Origin of the sequence: Indolivaga capnocytophagoides DSM 22835 (genome assembly GCF_000426485.1) — a bacterium.
Taxonomy (GTDB): domain Bacteria; phylum Bacteroidota; class Bacteroidia; order Bacteroidales; family Dysgonomonadaceae; genus Dysgonomonas_A; species Dysgonomonas_A capnocytophagoides.
Genome location: NZ_AUFL01000004.1, coordinates 237349 through 258532, shown reverse-complemented (window position 1 = coordinate 258532; position 21184 = coordinate 237349). Strand labels below are relative to the sequence as shown.

The 21184-nt window shown below is 37.0% G+C and carries 16 protein-coding genes; 11 read left to right on the top strand and 5 right to left on the bottom strand.

Annotated elements, in window-relative coordinates; genetic code table 11:
- Positions 1–122: 122 nt before the first annotated feature.
- The gene (gene tsaD, locus K322_RS0101145; RefSeq protein WP_035331006.1) at positions 123–1139 is read right to left on the bottom strand and encodes a tRNA (adenosine(37)-N6)-threonylcarbamoyltransferase complex transferase subunit TsaD; all 1017 of its coding nucleotides are present in this window, start codon (positions 1137–1139) and stop codon (positions 123–125) included.
- Between the two features lie 292 nt (positions 1140–1431).
- On the opposite strand from tsaD, the gene K322_RS0101140 reads away from it, so the two are divergent.
- The 9 genes from K322_RS0101140 to K322_RS0101100 all read left to right on the top strand — a co-directional run bounded on the left by K322_RS0101140 (position 1432) and on the right by K322_RS0101100 (position 11984).
- Complete coding sequence (locus tag K322_RS0101140) at positions 1432–2454, top strand: gliding motility protein GldB-related protein (RefSeq protein ID WP_026625205.1); 1023 nt, start codon at positions 1432–1434, stop codon at positions 2452–2454.
- Between the two features lie 134 nt (positions 2455–2588).
- Complete coding sequence (gene dnaB / locus K322_RS0101135; protein WP_026625204.1) at positions 2589–4109, top strand: replicative DNA helicase; 1521 nt, start codon at positions 2589–2591, stop codon at positions 4107–4109.
- A 254-nt stretch (positions 4110–4363) separates the two neighbouring features.
- Entirely contained in the window at positions 4364–4828 is a 465-nt protein-coding gene (locus tag K322_RS0101130) for an arginine repressor (RefSeq protein WP_185095077.1), read from the top strand.
- 29 nt (positions 4829–4857) lie between these two features.
- The gene (locus tag K322_RS0101125) at positions 4858–5493 is read left to right on the top strand and encodes a GNAT family N-acetyltransferase (RefSeq protein ID WP_185095076.1); all 636 of its coding nucleotides are present in this window, start codon (positions 4858–4860) and stop codon (positions 5491–5493) included.
- Positions 5494–5564: 71 nt separating this feature from the next.
- Positions 5565–6764 carry an argininosuccinate synthase gene (locus K322_RS0101120; RefSeq protein WP_026625201.1) on the top strand — a complete coding sequence of 400 codons (1200 nt, stop codon included), beginning with the start codon at positions 5565–5567 and terminating at the stop codon, positions 6762–6764.
- A gap of 72 nt (positions 6765–6836) precedes the next feature.
- A complete protein-coding gene (gene argC / locus K322_RS0101115) occupies positions 6837–7805 on the top strand; it encodes an N-acetyl-gamma-glutamyl-phosphate reductase (protein WP_026625200.1) in 969 nt (322 codons plus the stop codon).
- Positions 7806–7933: 128 nt separating this feature from the next.
- Positions 7934–9289 carry a MutS-related protein gene (locus K322_RS0101110; RefSeq protein WP_026625199.1) on the top strand — a complete coding sequence of 452 codons (1356 nt, stop codon included), beginning with the start codon at positions 7934–7936 and terminating at the stop codon, positions 9287–9289.
- A gap of 184 nt (positions 9290–9473) precedes the next feature.
- A complete protein-coding gene (locus K322_RS0101105; protein ID WP_026625198.1) occupies positions 9474–10595 on the top strand; it encodes an aspartate aminotransferase family protein in 1122 nt (373 codons plus the stop codon).
- Between the two features lie 102 nt (positions 10596–10697).
- On the top strand, positions 10698–11984 hold the full coding sequence (locus K322_RS0101100) for a solute carrier family 23 protein (protein WP_026625197.1): 1287 nt from the start codon (positions 10698–10700) through the stop codon (positions 11982–11984).
- Positions 11985–12015: 31 nt separating this feature from the next.
- Here the strand turns inward: K322_RS0101100 and K322_RS0101095 are convergent, their stop codons facing one another.
- Positions 12016–12372 (bottom strand): cupin domain-containing protein, encoded by a 357-nt coding sequence (locus K322_RS0101095; RefSeq protein WP_026625196.1) that lies wholly within the window; start codon positions 12370–12372, stop codon positions 12016–12018.
- 132 nt (positions 12373–12504) lie between these two features.
- On the opposite strand from K322_RS0101095, the gene K322_RS18270 reads away from it, so the two are divergent.
- On the top strand, positions 12505–12819 hold the full coding sequence (locus K322_RS18270) for a hypothetical protein (protein ID WP_035331002.1): 315 nt from the start codon (positions 12505–12507) through the stop codon (positions 12817–12819).
- A 249-nt stretch (positions 12820–13068) separates the two neighbouring features.
- Complete coding sequence (purL, locus tag K322_RS0101085) at positions 13069–16755, top strand: phosphoribosylformylglycinamidine synthase (RefSeq protein ID WP_026625195.1); 3687 nt, start codon at positions 13069–13071, stop codon at positions 16753–16755.
- Positions 16756–16836: 81 nt separating this feature from the next.
- Here purL and K322_RS0101080 read toward each other — a convergent pair whose 3' ends face one another.
- The 3 genes from K322_RS0101080 to K322_RS0101070 all read right to left on the bottom strand — a co-directional run bounded on the left by K322_RS0101080 (position 16837) and on the right by K322_RS0101070 (position 21153).
- Positions 16837–18186, bottom strand: coding sequence for a DUF4026 domain-containing protein (locus tag K322_RS0101080; protein WP_026625194.1), 1350 nt, complete (start codon positions 18184–18186; stop codon positions 16837–16839).
- Between the two features lie 88 nt (positions 18187–18274).
- Positions 18275–19303 carry a 2-oxoacid:ferredoxin oxidoreductase subunit beta gene (locus K322_RS0101075; RefSeq protein WP_035330999.1) on the bottom strand — a complete coding sequence of 343 codons (1029 nt, stop codon included), beginning with the start codon at positions 19301–19303 and terminating at the stop codon, positions 18275–18277.
- A 5-nt stretch (positions 19304–19308) separates the two neighbouring features.
- Positions 19309–21153, bottom strand: a complete 1845-nt coding sequence (locus K322_RS0101070; protein ID WP_026625192.1) for a 2-oxoacid:acceptor oxidoreductase subunit alpha — start codon at positions 21151–21153, stop codon at positions 19309–19311.
- Between the last annotated feature and the right edge of the window lie 31 nt (positions 21154–21184).

Genomic DNA, 21184 nt, shown 5'->3' with positions numbered 1-21184 from the left:
GAACAAAATATATACATACTTTATTCAACTTATACCTAATGTGTTGTTCTTAAAAAATATACAGGAGATAAACGTGTCTTATCTTCTGTATATTTATAAACTAAAAATATCGCAATTTATTGTTACACTGTAACTCTTGCAAAAGGAGCAGCGTCCATTTCACAAAACTCTTTATCCAGATATTTATAATACCCGCTAATCGCAACCATGGCAGCGTTATCTGTAGTGTATCCGAATTTAGGAATATGGATTTTCCATCCATATTTGACTGAGTGCTCTTCAAAAGCATCCCTTAAACCTGAATTCGCAGAAACTCCTCCGGCCACAGCTACCTCTTTGATGTTTAAATCTTTAGATGCCTTTCGCAATTTATCCATCAAAATGTCTATAATTGTTTTTTGCAACGATGCACACAAGTCTTCTTTATTCTTTTCTATAAAGTCCGGATCATTCTTCAATTCATCTCTTAAAAAATACAAGAAAGACGTTTTTAATCCGCTAAAACTATAATCATATCCTGCAATATGTGGCTTATTAAATGTAAACCGGTTAGAATTTCCCTGATTCGCAAGCTTATTTACAATAGGACCTCCGGGATATCCCAATCCCATTACTTTTGCACATTTATCAAAAGCTTCTCCGGCTGCATCGTCAATGGTCTGTCCGATGATCTCCATATCCTTATGTGATTTTACAACTATAATTTGCGAATTACCACCCGAAACAAGTAAGCATAAAAAAGGAAAATCCGGTTGATTCTGATCTTCTTTATCCTCTTTGATGAAATGTGCTAAAACATGCGCCTGAAGATGGTTTATATCCATCATCGGTATATTTAATGATGCTGCAAGACCTTTGGCAAAAGAGGTTCCCACTAGTAATGATCCCATAAGACCTGGTCCTCGAGTGAAAGCTATTGCAGTTATTTCTTCTTTTGACACACCTGCTTTTTTTAAAGCTTCATCCACTACCGGGATTATATTTTGCTGATGAGCACGTGATGCTAACTCCGGAACCACTCCTCCATAACTTTCGTGGACTTTTTGGCTCGAAATTATATTGGACAATAGAACTTCATCCCTGATAACAGCAGCTGCTGTATCATCGCAAGATGATTCTATTCCTAAAATTGTAATCATAATTGTATATCTTAATACTAAGACAGTATCAATATCCAAAAGGATTATAACTGCCTGTCTGAATTATATTTAATTTATTTTCAAAATTGATCTAAGACCAAAAAACTCACAAATTTAGATGTTTATTTCAAGAACTCAAAAGAATGAGTGTATCGAAAAAATCAATAAGATACGGATTTAACATTGATAAAATTTTTGATGGCATGAAAAAGAATTATTGAACGATACAGTGTTTAAGAAATTTAATTACTTTTGACTTTAATATTCTTTCTGACTTTTATCATAAACATATATGAAATATGCAATTAGTTTCATCTTCATTTTCATCACATTATCATCATTCAATAGTTGCGCAGGTAACACTGAAAAGCCGCATAATAAGACATATGTACAAGATCAAAGCATTTTAAAAATACAGCGTTTTGATAAAGATTTTCATAGTTATCTTGCTAATCCCACAGAGGAGCAATATACAATCTTAAGAACTAAGTACCCTAATTTTCTGAAGGCTTTTGGTGTTGTTACGGTCAACCTGCAAGATGAAGAATTAGATAATCCTGTTCTTTTTAAGCAATTAATGGAGCCTTATTTTTCTAATGCAGCTTTATCTAAAATATATGCTGATGCTTTAACTCTTTTTTCTGATTTATCTACATATGAATTAGAATTAACGAAAGCCAATGATTTAATAAAGACATATTTTAGAGGAAAAGAGTTACCGGGATTATCGATCCATGTGTCTGGATTTAAAGCAAACACAATAGTATTAGATAGTATTATTTCAGTATCCACGGATAAGTACTTGGGTAAAGACTATTCAGGATATAAGCCTTTCTTTGAGTCTTACCAAACTATTCAGATGGAGCTGAAGTATATTGTACGCGATTTTCTGAAAGCATGGCTGATGTCAGAATTCAGAGAAACAAATCAACGAAAGGATCTTCTTTCAGAAGTGATATATCAAGGAAAAATACTTTATGCACTTAATCAATTGTTGCCTGAATGGGATGAATCTGATATATTAGGTTATACAGAACAGCAACAAGAATGGTGCGAAGAACATGCAAAGGACATCTGGAAAATGACTATTGATCATAATTATCTGTTTAACAGTGATTCTCAAGTCATTCAAAAATATATGGAAGATGCACCATATACAGCAATTATATCTGCTGAATCTCCCGGACGAGTTGGTTTATGGTTGGGATTACAGATAATTAAAAACTATGCGAAAAACACAGGACATGATTTGCAATCGATATTATTAGAGAATAATAATCAGCTTTTATTAAAGTCCGCAAAATATAATCCATAAAAATGAAACCGTCCTCAATAATTGATGGCGGTTTTTATTTTTCTTGTTAGCAATTGTTCATTTCGTGTCAATAACTTTACTTTTGAGACTGACATATTTGAATTATCTTTGAAGTAGCAAAACGTGAAAGAGAAATGGATAATAAAAAGGGTCAACGTTACAATAATAAAGGGCGTGGCAAAGAAAATAATCAGCCGTTATCAGAAATAGGGAGGATTCAACCACAGGCAAGAGAGCTAGAAGAAGCTGTTCTGGGTGCTCTGATGCTAGAAAAGGATGCATACTCTCAGGTAAGTGATATCCTTAAGCCCGACAGTTTTTATGATGATATTCATAAAATTGTTTATAGAGCAGTTGTGGCCTTAGCCTCTAAACAGGCTCCAGTAGATATGCTCACTATAGTAGAAGAATTACGCAAGACAGGAGAACTTGATGCTGTCGGAGGTCCGATGTATATTGCACAGTTAACCGAAAAAGTAGCTTCTGCCGCACATATTGAGTTTCATGCGCGAATTATAGCTCAAAAATATCTGGCTCGTGAGCTTATTGGTTTTTCATCGGATATAACCAATAAAGCATTTGATGAAACATCTGATGTTGACGATTTAATGCAGGAAGCCGAAAGTAAGCTATTTGAAATATCTCAGGGCAATGTAAAGAAGGATGTAACGCAGATAAATCCGGTTATTAAAGAAGCTTTAAACTTACTTGAAATAGCAGCAAATCGCCCGGAAGGTTTGAGTGGACTGCAAACCGGATTTAATAATCTGGATAAAATAACTTCAGGCTGGCAAAATTCCGACCTTGTGATTATTGCAGCTCGTCCGGCGATGGGGAAAACAGCTTTTGTCCTTTCCATGGCTAAAAATATGGCTGTAACCTATAATTATCCTGTAGCTTTGTTTTCTCTCGAGATGTCCAATGTTCAGCTTGTTAATCGTTTGATTGTAAATACGTGTGAAATTCCCGGTGAAAAAATCAAAAACGGACAACTAGCCCCTTACGAATGGGAGCAGCTCGATTTTAAGATAAAAGAATTATATGATGCTCCCTTGTTTGTTGATGATACTCCCAGTTTATCAGTCTTTGAATTAAGGACAAAAGCCAGACGACTATCTCGGGAACATGGTATCAAAATGATAATTATTGACTACCTACAGTTGATGAATGCCAGTGGAATGAACTATGGTAGCCGTGAACAGGAAGTGAGTATGATCTCCCGTTCATTAAAAGGATTAGCTAAAGAGTTGAACATTCCCATTATAGCCTTGTCTCAGTTAAATCGTGGAGTTGAAGGACGTACAGGAGCAGAAGGTAAGCGTCCGCAGTTGTCTGACCTTCGTGAATCCGGAGCCATTGAACAGGATGCCGATATGGTATGCTTTATTCACCGTCCGGAGTATTATAAAATATTGGAAGATGAAAAAGGTAACTCTCTAGTTGGACTTGCCGAAATTATTATCGCCAAACACCGTAATGGTGCTACAGCAGATGTTTTACTCAGATTTAAAAGCGAATTTGCACGTTTTCAGAATATTGAAGACGAATATAATAATGACTCTCAATTTGGGTCACGCATGAACTCATCACCTCAGATCGAGGCTTCAAATAATAATTTCCCTCCGATTGGCGGAAACGATGTTGTTCCCTTCTAACCTCACTTTATTTATAGAGAAGTTAATCTGATAGATTAATCAACATAAAAGGAGATGTGTAATATTACACATCTCCTTTTATGTTGATTATAATTATAATACAGAAGAATAAAGATCATTCAAAATGGATTAATTTTCAGTTCTCGTAAAGAGTATGTAAAATTATTGTAAATATTCATTTTTTTAATTGAAAAATATAGTTTATACATTTTTTATGTATAAATTTGCATCAATATTGTATAATTATTCAGGATATGAGTAAAAAAAACAGACACAAGGCAATTAAAGATGCAATTCTTTCTACCGATGTAACCAGTCAGGATATACTCCTTAATATATTGATAAGTAAGGGATATGATGTGACTCAGGCGACACTATCCAGAGATATTAAGGAGATGAAGATCGTCAAAGCACCTACTACATCTGGAGGATATGCTTATCAATTGACGGAAAATTCGATTGATAGTCATATTTTGGGAGAAAGAGGTGGTCTGTCTGCTTATGGATTTATCAGTATAGAATTTTCAGGTCACTTAGCTGTTATCAAAACTCGACCGGGATATGCAATGGCTATTGCCGGAGAAATAGATCACAAAGCAACCCGTACTATACTCGGTACCGTAGCCGGGGATGATACAATATTATTAATACCCAAAGAAAATGTAAGTAGAGAAGATGTAATTACATCTCTATCTATGTTTATACCAAATATTCAATGATCAACAATATTTTATCGATCGATAAAAAGATGGAAACAGAACAAAAAATAGGGGTTGATGTAGATATTACGATCAACATTGCCACTGAAGAACATATCAGATATGTTCAGACGATATTGGATACAATAGAAGCTGCCGCCAAAGTCCGCGGAACTGGCATTGCTAAAAGATCGCCGGAATATGTGGAATTAAAAATGAAAGAAGGCAAAGCCATAATTGCATTGGCAGGAGATGAATTTGCCGGATTTTGTTATATAGAAACTTGGGGTAACAAACAGTTTGTTGCAAACTCGGGGTTAATTGTAGTTGACAAATTCAGAGGACATGGTTTAGCTAAAAAAATTAAGCAAATGGCTTTTGCTCTATGTAGAGCTCGCTATCCTGAGGCAAAAGTTTTTGGTCTTACATCAGGGGCTGCTGTCATGAAAATAAATACCGAATTGGGATATGTTCCCGTTACATTTGCCCAGCTAACTGATGATGAAGCATTCTGGCGTGGATGTCAAGGCTGTAAAAATCATGATGTCCTGGAACGTACTGATCGCAAATACTGCATATGCACAGCGATGCTTTACGATCCGGAGACGCACAAAGATAAGCCCATAATAAAAGAACTTGTCAAAAAAATACGAAAAGAAGAAAAGGGTCTCAGACCCTCTAAATAAACGAACAAAAGTTTAGAATATGAATCACCTTTTGTATTTTAAGCTCTTGCTCTTACAAAAAATAAACAAAGATGAAAAAGAAAGTTGTTTTAGCATTTAGCGGAGGTTTGGACACATCGTTCTGTGCCAAATACTTATCAGAAGAAAAAGGATATGATGTATATACAGCCATTGCTAATACAGGCGGTTTTTCGGAAGCCGAACTGAAAATAATAGAAGAAAAAGCTTATAAGCTGGGGGCTGTAAAGCATGTAGCTCTTGATGTAACTCAGGAGTATTACGAGAAAAGTATCAAATACATGATCTTTGGAAATGTATTACGAAATGGTACATATCCGATCTCCGTTAGTTCGGAGCGTATTTTTCAAGCTATAGCTATTATCAATTATGCAAAAGAAATAGAAGCAGATGCTGTTGCTCATGGAAGTACGGGTGCTGGAAACGATCAGGTGCGTTTTGATCTGACATTCGATGTATTAGCTCCCGGAATAGAAATTATTACTCCAACCCGAGATATGATTCTTACCCGTGAATATGAAATAGATTATCTGAAAAAGCACGGATATGAAGCAGACTTCACTAAGATGGAATATTCTATCAATAAGGGGCTCTGGGGTACAAGTATTGGTGGCAAGGAAACTCTCAAATCCAACCAGACTTTACCCGAAAGTGCGTATCCTTCTCAATTACAAAAAAATGGTTCCGAAACTTTAACTCTAAATTTTGTAAACGGAGAGATAAGTGGAATAAATGGAGTAAAATATAATAATAAGATAGAAGCCATCAACAAGGTTGAAGAACTGGCATCGGCTTATGCTATAGGACGAGATATGCATATCGGTGACACTATCATTGGTATCAAAGGTCGTGTAGGTTTTGAAGCTGCTGCTCCGCTTGTTATCATTAATGCACATAAGATGTTGGAAAAGCATACTTTATCTAAATGGCAGCAATATTGGAAGGATCAGGTTGGTAACTGGTATGGAATGTTTCTTCACGAGGCTCAATATCTTGAACCTGTTATGCGTGATATTGAAGCTATGCTAGAAAGCTCTCAACGGAATGTAACGGGTAAAGTAATTGTGGAACTGAAACCGTATCATTATACCCTTGTCGGTGTAGAAAGTGATTATGACTTGATGAAAGCTGACTTTGGAGAATATGGAGAGGTTAATAAAGCATGGACATCGGATGATGCAAAAGGCTTTACGAAGATTTATTCTATTCCGAACAAAATTTATCATGCGGTTCAGAAGAAAAATGGAGAATAAGGTCTCAGACCTATTTGTTTATATGATAAATATCATAACATGAGTTTATTACAACTTGAAAATACAATAATGATGATAAAAGCAGGAATTATAGGTGGGGCAGGATATACTGCAGGAGAACTGATCAGACTATTGATTAATCATCCGCAAGTAGAACTTGTCTTTGTTAACAGTACCAGTAATGCCGGAAATAAGCTGACTGATGTTCATGGAGGTTTACTTGGTGAAACCGATATGCTTTTTACAGATCAACTCCCATACAATAAAATAGATGTATTGTTTTTCTGTACCGCACATGGAGACACAAAGAAGTTTCTGGAAGCAAATGAAATCCCATCAAATCTCAGATTAATAGACTTATCCACTGATTACAGAAAAGAGTCTTCGGAGCACAGTTTTGTATACGGGCTGCCGGAACTAAATAAAAACGAAATAAAGAAAGCTTCTCGAATAGCCAATCCGGGATGCTTTGCAACAGCTATTCAATTAGCTTTGCTACCATTGGCAAAAGCACAGCTCCTGAACTCGGAAGTACATGTAAATGCAATAACGGGATCAACGGGAGCAGGAGTAAAACCAGGTGCAACATCGCATTTCAGCTGGAGAGAGAACAATATATCGGTATACAAGGCATTCGAACATCAACATCTGACAGAAATAAAGCAATCGTTACTCCATTTGCAGCATAATTTCTCGGAAGATATTAACTTTATACCCGTTAGGGGAAACTTTACAAGAGGTATTTTTGCATCTGTGTATTTAAATTTTGAAGAAAGTGTGGAATATGCTGAAAAATTGTATCTAGATTATTACAAAGAAAGTCCGTTTGTAATCGTCTCAGATAAAAATCCGGATCTCAAACAAGTAGTTAATACTAATAAATGTGTATTATATCTTGAAAAGCACGGAAATAAGCTTCTGATACTCTCTTGTATTGACAATCTCGTAAAAGGAGCATCGGGACAGGCTGTTCACAATATGAATCTGATGTTTGGTCTGAGTGAAAAAGAAGGATTAGCATTAAAAGCATCTGCTTTTTAAGGTATCAGACCAGCTTTGGTCTAAGATAAATATTATTTTAGTTTATAACAGACTTTGGCAGCTTTACTTACCAAAGCAATAAGTAGGTCTGAAACCTTAGTTCGTTTTATTTACTTAAACTATACAATATGGCATTCGAGGTTGATATACAGACAAAGAAAGATTTGGATATTTTTGCAGCAAGTCAAGATTCTAAATCTATTTTCGGGTTGTTTGACTTTACTACATGTAAGGGAGGACAGAGTAAACTTCATCAGTTTTTATCTGTTCCGCTGACAGATCTCGATGCTATAAACGATAGAAAAGATGCTATTTCTTTTTTCCAAGATCATCTGCCGATAGATCTTGATATAGATAAGGATACTCTCAGTTTTGCCGAATATTACCAGAAGCATAGAGAATATTCTTTGAGACGTCCGACTAAAATATGGCGTCCGATAAATAATCAGTTATTGAACAAGTTGAGATCAAGCGAAAATTATTTTGTCGTTGAAAAAGGTGTAAAATCTATCATTTCCATATTGCAGAAACTATACAAATTTTGCAAAGAATTAGAAGTGAAATCAGAGGGAGCATATCCTAATCTTTTTCTGAAAAACAATGAAAAAGTATTCAGTATATTGAGTATTCCTGAAATGAAAGTCTTACTTGATATAAAAGATATAAAAGCTTATGATATAGCAGAGTATAATTACATATTCAGGTATTCGCAACAAAGAAACCTTCAATTTATTTTCGAATTAATTTATGAATATGATGCTTATTTGGCTATAGCAAAGGCTGCTCAGGAATACAAATTCTGTTATCCTGAGGTTCTTCCGCAATCAGAGAATTGTCTAAAAGCAGAAAAACTATTTCATCCTTTTGTGACTAATGCTGTATCTAATGATATTGAATTTGGAAAGGACTCGAATCTATTATTTGTAACAGGCCCGAATATGGCAGGAAAATCAACATTTCTGAAATCATTGGGTGTTGCTGTGTATTTGGCACATGCAGGCTTTCCTGTTCCCGCAGATAGTTTCAGAATGAGTCTGATATCGGGATTATGCACAACAATTAATATCTCGGATAATCTAGAATCAGGATACAGCCATTTCTATGCGGAAGTATTAAGGGTTAAGCATGTTGCTAAACGATTGAAAACAAATAGTAATATGTTAGTGATTTTCGATGAATTATTCAGAGGAACCAATGTAAAAGATGCCTACGATGGTACTTTAGCCATTGTCTCGGCATTTGCTCAGATCAAGAGCTCATTTTTTGTAATTTCCACGCATATTGTAGAAGCCGCCGAAGAACTGAAAGTAAATGAAAATATAAGTTTCAGATGTTTTGAGATAAAAGAAGAAAATGGGCATCCTGTTTATACTTACAAACTAAAAGATGGAGTCTCGGCGGATCGCTTGGGTATGTACATCATCCGACGGGAGCGAGTTGTAGAAATGATTAATGAGGTTTTGACGAATAATAGCATGAACTAGGTTGGTTCGTCAAACAGAATTAGTATCAATTTTTTATCTATACAAAAAAGCGGTAGAGATAGTAGGATGCTCTCTATAAATTAAAAAGGATACAACAGAAGAAATGCAATTTATCTGCAACTTTTGTTACCTTTTTGAAAAATAAACAGAAAGAGGTCTAAGACCTAAATTATAAAAGCAAGATATGAAACTATTCGATGTATTTCCATTATTCGATTTAAATATCGTAAAAGGAGAAGGTTGCTATGTATATGATGATAAAGGCAACAAGTATTTGGATCTATATGGAGGTCATGCCGTTATTTCGGTTGGTCATACTCATCCTTATTATGTGGAAAAGATAACTGATCAATTAAATAAACTCGGATTTTATTCCAATTCAGTAATAAATAAATTACAACAAGAATTGGCACAGAAACTAGGAGAGCAATGCGGTTACCCCGATTACGAACTATTTTTGATCAACTCGGGAGCCGAAGCCAATGAAAATGCTATAAAGCTGGCATCTTTTCATAATGGACGAAAAAAAGTGCTTGCTTTCCGTAAAGCATTTCACGGACGTACATCTGTTACTGTAGCTGTTACCGATATACCGGCTTATAGCGCTCCGGTAAATCAATCAGGTAATACAACCTTTGCTCCGTTCAATGATATTGAGTTTGTAAAAAAGGAACTCGAAACAAAAGAATACTCATCTGTAATCATAGAAGGAATTCAAGGTGTTGCAGGCATACATATACCCCATGATGAATTTCTAAAACAACTCAGAGATATTTGTACCGAAACAGGTACAATATTGATTCTGGATGAGATACAATCAGGATACGGACGCAGCGGAAAATTCTTCGCCCATCAATATGCAGGAATCGAGGCTGATCTAATAACGGTAGCAAAAGGTATAGGAAACGGTTTTCCGATGGCTGCTGTCTTAATCAATCCGAGGTTTAAAGCTGTTTATGGGCAGCTGGGTACAACGTTCGGAGGAAATCATCTGGCTTGTGCGGCAGCAATAGCGGTTCTTGACATATTCAAGAAAGAGAATCTAATAGAGAACGCCAAAACGATAGGTGATTATCTGATCTCAGAATTGAAGAAATTACCTAAAGTAAAAGAAGTAAGAGGAAGAGGTCTCATTATAGGTATAGAATTAGATGAACCCATCAAAGAAAAGCGAACCAAACTTCTTTTTGAAGAAAAAATATTCACGGGTGCAACTGGTACCAATGTTTTCAGGTTATTACCGCCGTTGTGCTTAACAAAAGATCAGGCTGACTTATTTTTGAATAAGTTTAAGCAGATATTATAGTTTATTATTCTAGAGGAAGTGCTTGTTATTGGTGCTTCCTTTTTTATGAAGACCTAAAAAAACCTAAATTTTTACCATAAAAATAGTAATTGAGAGTAGAGTATGAGTTCATCTGACAAAATTGTTCTGGGCATTAAAGATAAGCCCAAGTTAACTCAGTGGTTTTTACTGAGTATTCAACATTTATTTGCGATGTTTGGAGCCACAGTACTGGTTCCTGCACTAACGGGTATGAGTCCAGCTGTTGCGCTTGTTTCGAGCGGATTGGGAACTCTGGCCTTTATTGTAGTAACAAGAGGGAAGGTTCCTTCTTACTTAGGATCTTCTTTTGCCTTTATCAACCCTATTATTGCGACCAAAGCTTTTGATGGGTTTGCCGGTATAATGATGGGGAGTTTTATGGTTGGTCTGGTTTATGCTATAATGGCTCTTGTTATTGCCAAAACGGGTACTAAATGGCTAATGAAATTATTGCCTCCTATTGTTGTAGGCCCAGTAATTATGGTTATCGGACTCGGACTTTCATCAGTTGCGGTAAGTATGGTTACCAACCACGATGGAGGATACGACATTAACTATGTACTGGTCGGGCTCGTAACTTTGCTTATTACTATAATATTTGCGATATTCACACGAGGCTTTCTCAGTGTAGTACCTGTTTTAATGGGGATTATAGGAGGATATATTTTTGCCGTGATAATGAATATTGTCGATTTTCAGCAGGTGATAGATGCTCCTTGGTTTCAGGTTCCACCTTTCGAAGTGCCATTCATCCATTTTACACCTCATTTTACGTGGAAAGTGTTTCTATTGATGGTTCCGGTTGCCATTGTTCCTATTGCTGAACATATCGGACATCAATTGGTATTAAGTAAGGTTGTTGAAAAAGACCTGCTTGCTGATCCGGGATTAGACAGTTCGATGCTGGGAGATGGTGTCGCATCAGTTATAGCATCTTTTATAGGAGGACCTCCAGTGACAACTTACGGCGAAAATATCGGCGTACTGGCTATAACGAAAGCTTTCAGCATTTATTTGTTTATCGGTGCAGCTATATTTGCTATTCTTTTCGGTTTTTGCGGAAAGGTTGCAGCTCTTTTATCATCCATCCCTACACCTGTAATGGGCGGGGTATCAATTCTGCTATTCGGTATTATCGCATCAAGCGGATTACGTATGCTTGTCGAAAATAAAATAGATTTTTCCCAGAAACGTAATCTTATCATAGCGTCAGTAATACTAGTGATTGGCATCGGAGGAGCAGCAATACATGTAGGCAGCCATTTTTCACTCGAAGGTATGGCTTTAGCTTCCATTATAGGTATAGTCCTAAATCAAATTCTACCAGGAAAGGAAGTGGTTGATTTTAAAGATATGTTTGGAGAATGATGAATAAAAAGAATAAGCTGCATAGAGCAGCTTATTCTTTTATAGTCTCATAAAAATCTTTACGGATAGGAGTAAATGTATCAATGATAATCCCACTCTCAAGACACACAACGCCATGCTCTATATTAGATTCGGCAAGAAAACCGTCTCCAGCTATCAGTACTTTTGTTTCGCCATTGATCATTACTTCAAATTTTCCGGCAGCAATATAAGCCGATTGTGTATGTACATGTTTGTGTAGATATCCTATAGCTCCTTTTTCAAACATTACTTTCACGGTCATCAGATCATTAGTGTATCCTATAAATTGACGGGTCACACCTTTATCTATAGTATAAACAGGTTCTTGATTACTGATGAAAAAAGGCTTACTTGAAATCTTATCCATTGTATATTTTAGTTTTAGGTTTTAACAAAGATCGCTTTTTTCAGAATCATTCCAATAAATATTGGACACTTATATAAACTATATTACCATATTTTATGTTATTTATCATAGAACTAAAAAGCAGATAACATTATGGAAAACCTACTCAAACGATTACAGGAAGAAGCCGGATTAAGCGAAGAACAGTCTATTAAAGCTATGAAAGTAGTCAAAGACTTTATGGATAAAGAAGGAATCGAAATAGATTGGGAAAAATTCTTTAAAGAAAAGTATTCGGATCTGAAAGGGCAAGCTAAATCTCTGTTTGATACATTTTCAAAGAAGGCTCGCGAATATTCAGACAAAATAGAAGACAAAGTTGAAGATATAACTATACAAGCAAAACGCACAGCCAGAGACGTTGCTCAAAAAGCAAGCGATATTCTCGATGATGATAAAAAGAAATAAGATAGGACATCTTTCGATAGGCAAAAAAGGTTGGTAATAATTTATTATCAACCTTTTAAGTAAGAGGAAGTATTTATTGACACATTTAAAAATGATAACTGTCTGTTGCATTTATGCTTGCAAAGTCAATAAAAGGTCAGAGACCTTACTTTTTTAAGATCGAAATATCAGAATAGTCTTTATTTGTTATATTCTTTTCATTAACTTTGATCGCAGATTAGTAAAGTGATAATATATCTTAATCAAAGTATGATCTCTTTTTTCCTTAATTCAGCAAAAAACATAATTGCAGTCCAGTCCTTGTCGGTTATCGACACAGCCGATATCTCCAAATTAAAATGGCTATTCGGTGAAGCAAATCAGGTCGAATCCTCGAGTATAGAAGGATACTTTGTCGGGCCTCGTAAAGAAATGATTACTCCCTGGAGTACAAATGCCGTTGAAATCACTCAAAATATGGGTATCATCGGCATTATTCGTATAGAAGAGTTCTTTGCGGGAGATAAAGATTCTACTTATGACCCTATGTTGCAACAAATATACAATGGTCTTGGACAAGAATTGTTTACAATAAACAAAACTCCTGACCCTATCATTGAAATTGAAGATATAGCAGCTTACAATGAGAAGGAAGGTCTTGCGCTTAGTTCTGAGGAAATAGATTATCTGAATGATCTTAGTAAAAAGCTAGATCGAAAATTAACGGACAGTGAAGTGTTCGGTTTCTCTCAAGTCAATTCTGAACATTGCCGCCACAAAATATTTAACGGTACATTTATTATTGATGGAGAGGAAAAAGAAAGTACATTATTTCAGTTAATTAAGAAAACAGCGAATACCAACTTAAATAAGCTTGTATCTGCTTATAAAGACAATGTTGCTTTCAATGATGGCCCAGAAATAGAACAATTTGCTCCGGCAAGTGGAGACAAACCGGACTATTTCGAAACTAAACAAATAAAATCGGTTATTTCTCTAAAAGCCGAAACTCATAACTTTCCCACAACAGTAGAGCCATTTAATGGTGCTGCAACAGGTACCGGAGGCGAAATCCGGGACAGATTGGGTGGAGGAAAAGGTTCTTTACCTATTGCCGGTACTGCTGTTTATATGACCTCTTATCCTCGGACAAAAGAAGGTCGTGAATGGGAGCAAACAATGCCCGAAAGAGATTGGTTGTACCAAACTCCGGAAGAAATATTGATAAAAGCGTCAAATGGTGCATCTGATTTTGGAAACAAATTCGGACAGCCTCTTATTTGTGGTTCAGTCTTGACCCTTGAACACTTCGAAAACGGTAAAAAGTTTGCTTATGATAAAGTGATAATGCTTGCCGGAGGTGTCGGATTTGCCAATAAACGCGATGCTATAAAAAATGAACCGGAACCGGGAGAAAAAGTTGTTCTTTTAGGAGGTGACAACTACCGTATAGGAATGGGCGGAGGAGCTGTATCTTCAGTGGATACAGGTCAATATTCAAGCGGAATTGAATTGAACGCTGTACAGCGAGCCAACCCCGAAATGCAAAAACGTGTTTCGAATGTTATTCGTACTTTATCTGAAGGAGATAAAAACCCCATAGTATCGATACATGACCATGGTGCAGGTGGACATCTTAATTGCTTATCAGAACTTGTCGAATATACAGGAGGAAAGATAGACGTTTCTCAGTTACCTGTTGGAGATCCAACCTTATCATCTAAAGAAATTGTAGGTAACGAAAGTCAGGAGAGAATGGGAATGCTTGTTCCATCCGAAACGATTGAAACTATACAAAAAATAGCCGATCGGGAACGTTCTCCGATGTATGTGGTTGGAGAAACAACCAACGATATGAAGTTTGTTTTTGAACAAGCTGATGGAAAACGACCAATTGATTTGAGCTTGGAGGATTTCTTCGGGAAAGCTCCTAAAACAATCATGACAGACAGCACTGTAGATGAATATTATGCAAATCCGGACTATAAACTGGTAAGCGTAAGAAAGCATCTGACAAATGTTCTTCAATTGGAATCTGTTGCATGTAAAGACTGGTTGACCAATAAGGTCGATCGTTCTGTAACAGGTAAAGTTGCCCGTCAACAATGTCAGGGTGAGATACAGCTTCCTTTGAGTGATTTGGGTGCTGTGGCCTTGGATTATAGAGGACGGTCGGGTATTGCTACTTCAATCGGACATGCACCACAAGTAGCAATGGTTGATTCGGAAGCCGGATCTGTTATTGCGATAGCAGAGGCTTTGACAAACATCGTCTTTGCTCCGTTGGAAGAAGGTTTGAAGAGTGTATCCTTAAGCGCAAACTGGATGTGGCCCTGCCGTAATCCGGGAGAAGATGCTCGTCTTTATAATGCTGTTGAAGCATGTTCTGCTTTTGCCTGTGATCTGGGAATCAATATTCCTACCGGAAAAGATTCTTTATCAATGACTCAAAAGTACGGAGACGACAAGGTATATGCACCGGGAACAGTTATTATATCGGCAGCAGCAGAAGTTAAGAATATACGCAAGATAGTATCTCCCGTATTAGCTTATATCAAAGGAACTTATTTATATTATATAGATTTCTCTTTCGATACATTTAAGCTGGGAGGCTCGGCTCTTGCTCAAACGATGAGTAAGCTAGGCGAAGAAGTTCCGACTGTACGGGATCCCGAATACTTTAAGAATGCTTTTGGATGTGTACAAGAGCTTCTTGACCGGGGTCTGATTCTTGCCGGACATGATATATCCGATGGAGGTATGGTTACTGCAATGTTAGAAATGTGTTTTGCGAACCCTCAGGGAGGACTTGAAGCACGTCTGGATAAATTGCACAATGCTGATATCGTAAAAGTTTTGTTCTCTGAAAATCCAGGTGTATTGATTCAGGTAAAGCATCACCATTTGGTAGAAAAGATTCTGGATGATTATGGTATTGGATATGCTATTGTAGCAAGACCCACAGAAACCCGTAAACTGACAATTCAGAAAGATGAGTTCTATGAAGAATTTGATATTGATGAACTTCGCGATATATGGTACGAATCTTCTTATCTACTAGACAGAAAACAGAGTGGGGAAGAGTGTGCCAAATCCCGTTTCGAAAACTATAAGAATCAACCCGTACAGTACAAGATCAATCCATCATTCAGTGGACGATTATCCAATCTTGAAATTACGCCAAACCGCGAAGGCAGTTCGGGTATCAAGGCTGCGATTATCAGAGAGAAGGGGACGAACGGAGAGCGAGAGATGGCTTATACACTCTACCTTGCCGGCTTTGATGTGAAAGATGTACATATGACAGACTTAGCGTCAGGGCGTGAAACACTCGAAGATATAAACCTTATTGTATTTTGTGGAGGTTTTTCCAACTCTGATGTTTTGGGATCGGCAAAAGGATGGGCAGGCAGCTTCATGTTTAATGACAAAGCTAAAAATGCTCTTGAAAAGTTCTATAAGCGTACAGATACACTCAGCCTTGGTGTTTGTAACGGCTGTCAGCTGATGATGGAATTAGGATTGGTATTTCCAAACCGTTCAGTAAAACCTCGAATGGATCATAACATTTCACACAAATTCGAATCAACATTCTTAAGTGTTGAAATACCTCAGAATAATTCGGTCATGTTTGGTTCGTTGTCTGGTAGTAAATTAGGTGTATGGGTCGCTCATGGGGAAGGACGTTTCATCTTACCCGAAGAAGAATCGGCGTACAATATTGTAGGTAAATACATCTATGATACATATCCCGGGAATCCAAACGGATCGGATTACAACACAGCTGCTGTTTGCTCGGAAGATGGTAGACATCTGGCAATTATGCCTCACCCTGAACGTGCAATATTCCCTTGGCAATGTGCATACTATCCTTTTGAGAACCGTAGGGATGATGTTACTCCATGGATGGAAGCATTTATCAATGCCCGCAAATGGATTGAGAATACATTAGCGTAATTAAGCCCTAAATAAAAACAAAGAAAGGAAAGCTAATTTTAGCTTTCCTTTCTTTGTTTTTAAGTATAGTAACAGCAAACTTTATTTATACCCCAATTCGTAGATAGTGTCCGATGTATATGTACTTTCGGGCCCATAAATTAACCAATCCGTCAATAATTCTAAAGGATATATTTTGATATCTCCTTCATTCAGTCCTGATATCCAATAAGGTTGATTCAGTAACCGTCCTGTTATCTTATCTCCTTCAATTGACAGTACGTCATACCAGAGATGTTCTTTTTCACTTCCCGATTTATCATTATCAACATGTAATCCTAATTTCACCAAGAAACGCCAAGATGATTCGGACTCTTTAGGCTTTCCCGAACCGAATATTTTCGAAAGAAAAGACTTTTTCTCTTCTTTCGGGGCGTGTGTCTTGAAAAGTTCAGTATAAAAAGCAAAGCGTTCTTTAGCAAGGCAGCTCATCCGATAGGTTTCTTCATTAGATATGTAATAAATTGGATTCTCGGCCAATGTTGCTCCATATATTTCAGGAGAAGACATATTACCTTCTTGTACTGCATATAACACACCTACAGGCTCGGCATGTATATCATTATCATCTTTACGGTCGTTAAATCCACCAATAACATCATCAGCAAAGTCTTTAAGAGCCTTTTCCCAGCGTAACCAGCAAAGATCTATGCCCATACCATCATATCCGATCATGAAACGTTCTTGCTCAGCAATAGATCCGTTTAGCAGTCTTTTTGCAGCCATGTTTAACATCGTATTCATCTCTTCCGGATATTGGGTAATATCTACCATTTCCAATTCGACAGAACCACAACGATGCAATCCATGTGTATGTAACCAATAATGACGTGTTCCATCCGGTTCGTCATTATATACAGCATGTATCGTATAAAGATAATCGGGAGACGGAGGAATCATGGACTTAGCCGTCATTGCCAGCCATTGGGGAGAAAGTAATTTCAAAGACATGAAATCTACACACAGTGAAGCATCTGGTACTATGGCATTCAAAACTTTTAGCTGTAAATGAAATGATTTCAGTATATCATCACTAAAAGACATGGATACTCCAACAAAATATTTTTGCTGTGTCGCTAGCTCAATTAATTCCTGCTCTACATTATTACCGAATCTATATTCATGCAGATTGAGATTAGTGACTAAATCTAAATAAAGATTTATACTATATGTATTTTCATCGTACTCTATTTGAGCATTAAAGGCTTTTTCTCCCAAACCGAAATCTTGAATAGGAGAAAAGGCCTTCAATTTGAAATGTTTGTTACTTATTAAAGCTTTTTCTATCAAAGCAGGTTCAAAATTTACATCATGGGTAGGAATCACTGCCATTCCCGAAGATAAATTTTGCCCACCTTCTGCCAGTAAATCATATTTTTCTTGATTTGTCATATATGTTTGTTTGATTCATGAAATTTAAAAATATGAAATATATTTGAATATTCGAAATCAAGAAAACTGAAATTGAACAAAACCCGATTTACTTTACTTCCCAAACTTCACCTTTCATCAGCAAATCCTGCAATGAACGGGTCTTGTTATGAGATTGTACTTCTTTTACCTGTCTGTCTACTTCTTGGTCGTAACACAATCCTTTAACATTTCTCATAATACCTAACGCCAAAGGAAAACCATTTTTAGGATCCATCAACCCTAGTTTTTGGTGTAATGTATTGTCAGGAGTTGTAGCATCATGTACAAGAATATCTTCCATTGTATAACCATCTTGTCCGATAGTTACCACTTTCAGATTAAACCCGTCTTGAACAAGCCCTTTATCCATATTGGTTCCGAAAATCATTTTCTCGCCTTGTTTCAACATAATGGTACGATCATCCCGATATGATTTATCTACAATTTCTTTGTGAATATTATCATTAAATATTACACAATTTTGCAGTATCTCCACAACAGATGTACCCTTATGTTTTTCGGCTTCGACAAAGATATTCGATGTGTTTTTAAGATCAACATCTATACAACGGGCAAAGAACATCCCTCTTGCACCTAATGCTAGTTCTATTGGATGAAAAGGGTCTTCAACCGTACCATAAGGCGATGATTTTGAAACAAATCCTCTATCCGAGGTAGGAGAGTATTGCCCTTTGGTCAACCCATAAATTTTATTGTTCAATAATAAAATATTAATATCAACATTACGTCTTACTGCATGTATAAAATGGTTACCACCGATAGCAAGACTATCTCCGTCTCCTGTTGCAAGCCAAACCGATAATTCGGGTTTTGCCACTTTTACGCCTGTAGCCACAGCTGCACCTCGTCCGTGGATAGTATGAAAACCATAAGTATTCATATAATAAGGAAGACGAGAGGAGCATCCGATTCCCGATATAACCGCAACCTGATGTGGTTCCAACTGCAAGAAAGCCATTGCTTTATGCAGGCAGGTAAGTATAGCATGATCTCCGCACCCGGGACACCAACGTACATACTGGTCACTTTTATAATCTCTTGTTTCGTGAGGTGCTTGTTTTAATATTGTATCCATGTTTATTATTCAATCTCTTTAGTGAAAAACTCAACCAAATCACTTACTTCAAAAGGCTGTCCATTCACAACATTATATTTTGCGATAGGTAGGTTTGAAAACTGTTCAGCAAGGTATCCGGCAAATTGTCCGTTATTTTGCTCTGCTACGATTATCTTCTTATATTTTCGCAAAATAGCCTCGGTATTCTTAGGCAACGGACTAATAAAACAGAAATGAGATAACGCAATCTTTTTTCCATCTCTGTTCATCAACTCTACAGCTTCACGCAAATGCCCGTATGTTCCACCCCAGCCAACAACCAGAGTTTCGGACGATTCATCCCCCAAAACAATTTGTTCGGGAATAAAGTCCGCTATTTTTGCAATCTTGTTTTTCCTTGTATCAACCATCCTCTGGTGATTATCCGGATCTGTTGAGATTGCTCCCGTATTGTAATCTCTTTCGAGTCCACCTATTCGATGAGTAAAACCTGCAGTGCCGGCAGCTGCCCAATATCTGGCATAAGTGTTTTCGTCACGTACAGCGACATTCCATTCATTACCTTTATATTGGTCGATAGTATGAGGCTTTATTGAGGGATAATTCTTCAAATCGGGAATTTTCCAAGCCGAAGCTCCATTTGCTATATAGCTATCGGTAAGCAATATAACCGGAGTTATATGTTCTAATGCTATTTTTGAAGACCAATATGCAGAATCAAAACAATTAGTAGGACTAGTTGCCGCAACCACAACAATAGGGCTTTCACCATTTCTTCCGTACAATGCCTGACGAAGATCGGTCTGTTCTGTTTTTGTTGGTAATCCTGTTGATGGCCCCCCTCTCTGAACATCTACTATAACCAATGGCAATTCGGCCATAACAGCCAAGCCTATAGCTTCACCTTTAAGAGCCAAGCCCGGTCCTGATGTAGAAGTAACAGCCAGATCTCCCGCAAAACTTGCACCTATAGCAGTACAAACGCCAGCAATTTCATCTTCGGCTTGTACAACTTTAACGCCTAATTCTTTGCGCTTAACCAATTCATGAAGAATATCTGTAGCCGGAGTTATAGGATAGGAGCCTAAGAATAATTGCAGATTAGCGTTCTCCGCTGCTGCAATGAGTCCGTATGCTGTTGCGGTATTTCCATTTACATCCATATAAAACCCTTTCTCCATATTCAGAGATTCTATTCTATAAGATGTGACTGTCATATCACGGTTTTGTCCATAATTATAGCCATTCGCTAAAACCGTAAGATTAGCTTGTGCCAATAACGGTTTTTTCGAAAACTTGGTAGATAGCATTCCGTTTACAACATCAATGGGCTTGTTGAATAACCAGCAGACAAGTCCCAAAGCAAACATGTTCTTGCAACGGATCTTGCTTTTCATGTCCAAATCAAAATCAGCCAGGCTATCTTTAGTTAAAGAAGAAATAGGTACTGCTACAATTTGCTGTGTAGTCAGGTTCAATTCAACAAAAGGAGTATCTGTCTTGAATTCCGCTTTTTCCAGATCCCTTTTTGTAAAAGAGTCGGTATCTATCAAAATGACAGAATTACTCTTCACATGTTTTGCATTGACTTTCAATGCAGCAGGATTCATGGCAATTAAAACATCCGTATTTCCTCCTGAATTATAAACGCTTTTACCTATCTGCATCTGGAAGCCCGACACTCCGCTTAATGTACCTTGGGGAGCTCTGATTTCGGCCGGAAAGTCGGGAAATGTAGCTATCTGGTTTCCAAGTATTGCAGATAAACTTGAAAATAATGTTCCGGATAACTGCATTCCATCGCCGGAATCTCCGGAAAATCGGATGACAATATCCTGAACATCTTTTATTTGAACCTGATCTGACATGAGTTTTTTAGTTTTATTATTTTATAAGACA